The sequence below is a fragment of the Commensalibacter sp. M0355 genome (assembly GCF_016101365.1).
Lineage (GTDB): Bacteria > Pseudomonadota > Alphaproteobacteria > Acetobacterales > Acetobacteraceae > Commensalibacter > Commensalibacter melissae.
Map to the genome: position 1 here is coordinate 50,192 of NZ_JACFQQ010000005.1, position 7,701 is coordinate 57,892.

A 7,701-nucleotide genomic window follows, 5' to 3' on the forward strand; every position below is an offset into this window, starting at 1 on the left:
TATGTCTTCTGAAGAATTTTCTGCAAGTTTTAATGATCGTCTGGATAAAATCATAGCTCGGTCAGAAGAATTACAACACTTGTTATCCACTGAGATATCCGGGGATGAATTTATTGAGGCTTCACGTGAATATGCTGAATTGAATCCGCTTGTAGCCTTGATTGAATCTTTAAGGACGGCAGAAAAGGATTATCAGGCTGTTCAGGAAATGCTTGATGATCCTGAAATGAAAGATTTGGCGCAGGCCGAGTTACAGGGGTTGCATGAAAAACTTCCGGAAATAAGACATAAGATTCGTTTGGCAATGTTACCAAAGGACAAGGCTGATGAACGAAGTGCAATTTTAGAGCTACGTCCAGCGGCTGGGGGTGATGAGGCGGGTCTGTTTGCGGCAGAACTTTTCTCCGCTTATCAACGTTACGCGGAATCTCGAGGCTGGCGCTTTGAAATTCTGGAATATGGTGATACTGGATTGGGCGGTCTTAAAGAAGGGATTGCTTCAATCACGGGCACGGGAGTTTTTGCACGTTTGAAATATGAATCGGGTGTTCATCGCGTGCAACGTGTTCCAGCTACCGAAAGTCAGGGGCGTGTTCATACTTCAACAGTAACCGTTGCAGTATTGCCTGAGGCAGAGGAAGTGGATGTCACAATTGATGAAAGTGATCTGCGGATTGATGTCTATCGTGCTTCTGGGGCTGGTGGACAGCATGTTAACAAAACGGAAAGTGCGGTGCGGATCACTCATATTCCGACAGGTGTGGTCGTGGCGATGCAGGAGGAAAAAAGTCAGCATAAAAATAAGGCGAAAGCCATGAAGATCCTGCGTGCACGTTTATATGAACAACAACGGTTGGCCGCTCATGAAAATCGTGCGGCAGACCGTCGTTCTCAGGTGGGAACAGGAGATCGTTCTGAACGTATTCGTACATATAACTTTCCACAAGGACGTGTTACCGATCATCGGGTAAATTTGACGTTGCATAAGATTGATCGTGTTATGTTGGGGGAATTTGATGAGATTATCGATTATTTAATCCAGGAAGAACAATCCCGACTATTGGCTTCTGAAGAGAATACCTAGGAAAAAAATTCTGGTTTTGCCTTTTATTTCTGTCTAATGCCTTAGTTATATTATCGTTTAAAAGCATTAGTTGTTTTTATATTTGGATAAATTGATTTTTACTGGATTACATGGATAATAGTGTACAAATACCGTTGGCTTCATTAATTCAGGAAGGCGAGATGCTTTTTCAAAAGGCAGGAATTGAAGCACCGCGACGAGAGGCAATGTTATTAATAGCTGCGACGTTAAAAAAAAGCAGAACCGAATTATTCTTGATGGATAAAACAGAATTGATCGATCCTGTCCTAATTCGTTCATATTTTTATAGACGAAGTCAGCATGAACCTTTCGCTTATATTGTGAGGGAAAAAGGATTCTGGTCGTTAAATTTGGAAGTGTCAGAAGCCACTTTAATTCCTCGCGCTGATAGCGAGACTTTGATCGAGGTTTTGTTGAAATTGTTTCCGAAACGCCAAACTCGTTATAATTTTCTGGATCTGGGAACCGGCACAGGTTGCCTGTTGCTTGCTGCCTTGTCTGAATATACGAAAAGTTTTGGAATTGGGGTCGATTATAAAGAACAGGCTGTTAGATTGGCGAGGAAAAATGCGGAAAAATGCAAATTGGCGGACCGATCTATATTTTATACAGGTTATTGGGGTAATGCCTTAAAGGGGGAATTTGATATTATTTTATCCAATCCACCTTACATTCGTGAACATGAATTATTAAATTTAATGCCAGAGGTCAAAAACTATGAACCCATGTCAGCTTTGGCTGGAGGAAGGGACGGCCTTGATGCATATCGTTTAATCTGTTATCAAGCCGCGGATTTATTAACGGAACAGGGAGTTTTGATTTTAGAACTAGGAATTGAACAGGAAGAGCATGTTACAGAGATTGGAAGGGATGTAGGGCTGCATGTTGTGCAAAAACAACAGGATTTAAATGGTTATACAAGAGCCCTTGTTTTTTCTAATATAAAATTGTAAAAGCTTATCATATAATTTTATTTTAATTATAGTAAGAGAAGCTACTAACTCAATATAATGATTAATAGCTGTATAAATTATAGTATTAAATTGCAATTTATTTATTTCATTTAGTTTACTTGTTTCATATTAATCATTATCTATCAACCAATCAAAATGTAACCTTAGTTTCATATTTACTAATAGGAAAGTATAACAATAACTTATGAATACAAAACGTATGCGAGGTCGTTATTACCGGTCAGGCAATAACGGGGGGGCACGGCATCAAAACGGACAGGTTTCTTTTAATCGAAATCATGTGTTTGAAAGTAACGGTCCTAATGGACGTATTCGTGGAACTGCTCAACAATTACATGAAAAATATCTTCAACAGGGACGGGATGCCATAAGTTCAGGGGATCGGGTCAATGCTGAAAGTTTTTTTCAGTATGCAGAACATTATTCTCGTATTGTTAATATGATTAACCAGTCTAATCAACAAAGACATCGTCCCAATAATTTTCAGGAAACGGCAAATAATACAGAGCCTGCAAAAATGATAGAGGATGAACCGGAAACAACCGAGGCTGTCGAAATTAAGATTGATGAAACTGCAAATGAAACTCCTGTTGTTCAGGAGATAGAGGCTGAACAGCCTGCACCGGTTCGTGTGCCGCGTAGAGGAAGGCCTCCTAGAGCGCTGTCAGCAGGAAAAAAAAAGTTTTCGGAAGAAAATAGTTAAAATATTATAGAAGATGAGTGAAAAATACTTGACTTTGTCATTTAAATAAGGGTAATTAAACTCGTCTTTCAATGATTGATAAGGCGGCGTAGCTCAGTGGTAGAGCAGGGGAATCATAATCCCTTGGTCGGTGGTTCAAATCCGCCCGTCGCTACCATCTTTAAAATTTGGTTTAAATCTACAGATGGTTGTTAAAATTCAAAATCCTTAAAATCGAATAATTCTTAACAACTTATTTTTAATTTTGTCTTTAAGTTGGTATTTTGTGATTTGATTGTAATTTTATTATGATCAGACTGATGGTATGATTATTGTTGAAGTGATCAGAGTCATTGAATATGAAAATACATTTTGTTGGGAATGGAAAAACAGAACGATCTTGTAAAAAAATTTTTTTAATAATTTAACGAGATTAGATGTGATATATTAAATTGTCATACATAATCAGAAATGGTGCTGCTGGCGAGGATTGAACTCGCGACCTCTCCCTTACCAAGGGAGTGCTCTACCACTGAGCTACAGCAGCTTCGATTTGCTTTATTTAGTAGCTTTTCATTCAAAATGATGCAACAAAAAAATTTATCTTTTTGCATATTTTTTATATGGCTTGCAAATCAAGGATAAATTGTTCAAAAGTTAGATGAAACATTTATACCAAATCCAAAATTCAGTTCGATTAATATTATTTTTGTCTTCTATGTAAATTCATCAAAGCGTATCTTAAATAGTATTAAAGAACCATCATGGTTCGAAATGAAAACGCCCGTTTATGCTGTATATTAAAATAGGATATCAGGTTGCAACTATGAAATATAGCTTTTGTTTTTTATCACTTTCCTTTTTGAGTATTGCATTGACCAGTTGTGCGGTTGGACCTGATTTTAAAAAACAGACACCTTGGTACCCTTCAAAATGGTATCCAAACCATAATTCAATCCACGGTAATGTTACAAGTCAAATCAGTATGAATAAACTGGATCCGAATTGGTGGGAATGTTTTCATGATCCGATATTATCTGATCTGGAACGTCGCACTATCGCAAATAACCTTGATATTCAAATGGCTACACAGCGAATGATTGCCAGTCGTGCCCAGTTAATCATAACAGGATCGGCACGCTTTCCCACCTTGAATGCAATGGGCAGTTACAGCCGAGCACAACATAGTAGTAAAATGGCACGTCGAATTATTAACCGTGTCGAGAATCAGAAACCTGAGTTAGGTAAAATCGTTGACCCCAAGGATATTGATATTCCCACTTTTAATGAATGGGCTGATGCTCTGGATTCAAGTTGGGAAGCTGATATTTGGGGACGTGTTCGTCGTCAGTACGAGGCTGGTAAGGCTTTATGGCAAGTTTCCGAAGAGGAGCGACGAGATATTTTAACCCTCCAGTTGGCTGAAGTTGCCAATGATTATATAACTCTACGTGGATTGCAGACACAACTGGATATTGTTCGAAAAAATGCGAAAATTGCTCAGGATTCACTTGATTTAGCTCAAAAACGTTATACGGGGGGATTGGTAACAGAACTGGATGTTCACGATGCCCGTGCTCAACTGGAACAGACAAATGCACAGATCCCACAATTGGAAGAGCAGGTCATTAATTATATGAATGCCCTTGCATTGTTAATGGGGGAACCACCCCGCGCCTTGGATCAAATTTTGTCACAACAAAAACCAATTCCTCCAGTTCCCCCGCAGATTCCTGTTGGTTTGCCCTCTGAATTGCTGCAACGTCGTCCAGATGTAAGAGAGGCTGAAGCCGCCTTACATGTTGCAACTGCAGAGGTTGGTGTGGCAGAAGGGGATTTTTATCCAAAAGTAACCGTGGATGCAAAAATGGGCTTTCAATCTTTATCGATCAAGGATTTGGGATTTTGGTCAGCACGAGCATGGAATGTTGGACCGACAATATCAATTCCCATTTTTGAAGGGGGGAAGTTAAAGGGTCAATTACAATTAAAAAAGGCGCAGCAGAAAGAAGCGGCTCTCGCTTATCGTAAAACTGTTTTGCGTGCTTGGCAGGAGGTTGATAACGCTCTGTCTGCTTATCAAGCCGAACAGTTAAGAAATGATAAATTAAGGGAAACTGTCAATTCAAACCAGCAATCTGTTTTTTTGGCACAGGAACAATATCGTGAGGGGTTGCAAACCTTTATCAATGTTCTGGATGCAGAACGTCGACTATTGCAATCTCAGGATGATTTGGTAAAAAGTACAACACGTATTTCAACCAATTTAGTACAACTGTATAAAGCACTTGGTGGAGGATGGGAAACAACCTTTCCCGAACATACTGAGTCGCTTCAAAAGAAAAGTTGATTATAAAATTTCTAGCACATAATCAGAATAGTTGATCATTACGGTCAAATTATTTATTTCCTTATAAATAATTTATATTTTGGAGCCGTATTATTGCCAAGGAAATTTTATACCCTTCAAATGTTAAGAGGGTTTGCCGCTTTATCAGTTTGTTGGGCGCATTTTTTATCGATTAAAATAGAAGTTAAACCCATATTCGCAACGATATATATGTTTTCTGGACCTTTTGTGCGATATGGGGTGGATCTATTTTTTGTAATAAGTGGTTTTGTCATTGCGTTGAACGTTCTTGAAAACCATGAAAAAGCATCATTTAAGGAAGGATTGAAATTTTTAATAAAAAGAATTTTCCGGATTTATCCGTTATTTTGGGTTACCATGATTTTCATTATCATTCTTTTTCACTGCAATGGTATTAAAACAGCTGGTTTGCATAAAATAGAAAATATTTCACATTTTTTCCTTTTAACTACTGATATGCCATTACAGAATGCTGCATGGACATTGCCCTTCGAACAGTATTTTTATCTTGTAATGTTCTGTTTTATTTGTTTGTTTCCTAGAAAATCATTGCTTCCTTTTTTTATAATCTGGGCAATTTTACATTTGGTCATTTTATATGTTTATGTGGAACATTGGATTCATCATGTTCCATTTTTTCTCGGAGATAACCAGATTTTCAACTTTTTTTTCGGGTTATGCGTTGCTTATATCTTTTTTAAAATAAAAAAACATACTGTAATGGATAAGTATATTGCTTTGTGTTTAGGTATATTGATCGGTGGTACAGGTTTTATATTAACTTATAAGAAATTATATGGATTACATTTTAATGAATGGGCCAATTTATTTTATAATGGACTATCACCAGCTCTGATTTTATATGGATGTATAGGTCTTGAAATGAGCAATCATATCCAAGTTGCGAATTTATTGAAAAAACTAGGTGATGTGTCATATTCCATTTATTTGTGGCATTGTCCTATCCTTTATATTTTTATCACATTTTATCAGTTACGATTTTTTTCTAACGCTACCCATCCTTTCTTGCAGATTGCTGTAGAATTAATACTTGTCTTAATTGTAAGCTTTTATAGTTATAACTGGATTGAACGTCCTTTTATTCATTTATCAAATCGAATTGTTAGAAAATGGTTATAAAATAGAATATTTGGGTATTATCATTTAACATGATACAAATTAATAAGGTTAAAAAAAAAGGATTAACATGGCAGAAGCATTAATCCTTTTAAACTGAAATTTAACTATTTTACTAATATAACAAAATAAAGTAAATTTAAAAAATGATTAATGTTGTTATACGGTCTCCTTAAAACAATAAAGTAAAAATAAAATATCTAACAAACTAACACTTTTACTTTTTCACATATAGAAAATGGAGAAAATTGGGGAAATTTCTGAATAGGGTTTTTATTCGTAATCATTAGTGTAAAAGTTAATATTATGATACGGGTTTACCTTAGTCATTTCAGAATTGTCCTAAAAAGTCTCAGTTTGTCAGACATATTGTTATTATATAGTCAAAATTACGTTTTGAAAATAAAATTTTAATAAAATTAACTATATTTTTATAAACTATATTTTATATTTCTTAACAAGAGGATGTTTTTTCTATTTATTTATTACTCTATTATATTTTTCAAATAAATTTGAAATTAGGTTATTAGACAGTAATTCCTTGAATATTATTTTTAATTTTTTGAAAATAAAATTGAGGAAACATTTTATGATCAGATGAATATACTTGGATGGCGGTTTGAAATTGTAATTGAGAGATATAGATCAATAAAATATCAGAATAAGTAATAATAATGTAAATAGACTAAAGTTCTTATTATAGGTAATAAAATTTCAGATTAATTTGATAGGAATTTCTTTGAAAGTAATAATAATTCTAATCTTAAATCAGTACAAAATATCAAGCTTAATTTAGATAAAACCAGATGCTATTGGAAACATTTTTTATTTTACTGTTGATGGGGTTGATATGGCGAATGATTAATTTTGGTTAAGTTATTGAAATTGTGCTGGTTGCCACCATATAAGGTTTGCATCGAGAAGGTGGGATGTTTCTTGTCTTTGAGTTGTGAATCGCTATTGATACCTTTCTTAGTTTTTTCTTTCTTGTTAAATTTTAATATTTTTTATTTAACTTAGCTTTGTGACACTTCTTTTCAGGGGTGAATCCGATATTTGGTAAGGTATCCTGTTCTGCTGATTATGGACGGGATACCTTTATTTATTGTGATTGTGATTCTGTTTTTTTGCGGAATCGGAGATTTGGATATATTGGGCTGGGTTATGGTTATTTAAGGTGTAAGGTCTTGATAACCTATTATTTTTGTTATTGGCGAGATTTTTTTGGATAATTTTGAGAGAAATCGGTTGACTGGCATGAGAGATTTCTGTAGAAGGACATTCACGGAGCGACGAGCTTGAAAGTTCTTGACTGGTTGCTTTGTGGGGATTAGATTGTAGGGCTCATTTTTGATGTGTTTTACGGTTTTGTTCATTGACAATTGTATAGGATGAGAAGGGGATATGCTGGTGGCGTATTGGTTGTAGTGTT

6 protein-coding genes and 2 tRNA genes are annotated in these 7,701 nt (G+C 35.6%); 6 read left to right on the plus strand and 2 right to left on the minus strand.

What is annotated here, in order from left to right:
* The first annotated feature begins 1 nt into the window (after position 1).
* The 4 genes from prfA to H3T44_RS08340 all read left to right on the plus strand — a co-directional run bounded on the left by prfA (position 2) and on the right by H3T44_RS08340 (position 2,939).
* Positions 2-1,084: a peptide chain release factor 1 gene (gene prfA, locus H3T44_RS08325; protein WP_155564889.1), complete on the plus strand. Its 1,083-nt coding sequence runs from the start codon at positions 2-4 to the stop codon at positions 1,082-1,084.
* 110 nt (positions 1,085-1,194) lie between these two features.
* Complete coding sequence (prmC, locus tag H3T44_RS08330) at positions 1,195-2,058, plus strand: peptide chain release factor N(5)-glutamine methyltransferase (protein WP_198196863.1); 864 nt, start codon at positions 1,195-1,197, stop codon at positions 2,056-2,058.
* A 205-nt stretch (positions 2,059-2,263) separates the two neighbouring features.
* A complete protein-coding gene (locus H3T44_RS08335) occupies positions 2,264-2,782 on the plus strand; it encodes a DUF4167 domain-containing protein (protein WP_198196862.1) in 519 nt (172 codons plus the stop codon).
* Between the two features lie 82 nt (positions 2,783-2,864).
* Positions 2,865-2,939: transfer RNA gene (locus H3T44_RS08340), tRNA-Met, on the plus strand.
* A 294-nt stretch (positions 2,940-3,233) separates the two neighbouring features.
* Here the strand turns inward: H3T44_RS08340 and H3T44_RS08345 are convergent.
* Positions 3,234-3,308, minus strand: a tRNA-Thr gene (locus H3T44_RS08345).
* Between the two features lie 279 nt (positions 3,309-3,587).
* Here H3T44_RS08345 and H3T44_RS08350 point away from each other — a divergent pair.
* Both H3T44_RS08350 and H3T44_RS08355 read left to right on the plus strand, forming a co-directional pair.
* Positions 3,588-5,111, plus strand: a complete 1,524-nt coding sequence (locus H3T44_RS08350) for an efflux transporter outer membrane subunit (protein ID WP_198196861.1) — start codon at positions 3,588-3,590, stop codon at positions 5,109-5,111.
* Positions 5,112-5,204: 93 nt separating this feature from the next.
* The gene (locus tag H3T44_RS08355; RefSeq protein WP_162988515.1) at positions 5,205-6,272 is read left to right on the plus strand and encodes an acyltransferase; all 1,068 of its coding nucleotides are present in this window, start codon (positions 5,205-5,207) and stop codon (positions 6,270-6,272) included.
* A gap of 1,169 nt (positions 6,273-7,441) precedes the next feature.
* Here H3T44_RS08355 and H3T44_RS09135 read toward each other — a convergent pair.
* The coding region (locus tag H3T44_RS09135; protein ID WP_232347582.1) for a hypothetical protein at positions 7,442-7,701 on the minus strand (260 nt) is incomplete at its 5' end.

What these genes read in the sequence shown, in the direction of transcription:
- H3T44_RS08350 (WP_198196861.1), top strand. Translation starts at nt 3,588, where the DNA reads ATGAAATATAGCTTTTGTTTTTTATCACTTTCCTTTTTGAGTATTGCA.
- prmC (WP_198196863.1), top strand. Translation starts at nt 1,195, where the DNA reads ATGGATAATAGTGTACAAATACCGTTGGCTTCATTAATTCAGGAAGGC.
- prfA (WP_155564889.1), top strand. Translation starts at nt 2, where the DNA reads ATGTCTTCTGAAGAATTTTCTGCAAGTTTTAATGATCGTCTGGATAAA.
- H3T44_RS08335 (WP_198196862.1), top strand. Translation starts at nt 2,264, where the DNA reads ATGAATACAAAACGTATGCGAGGTCGTTATTACCGGTCAGGCAATAAC.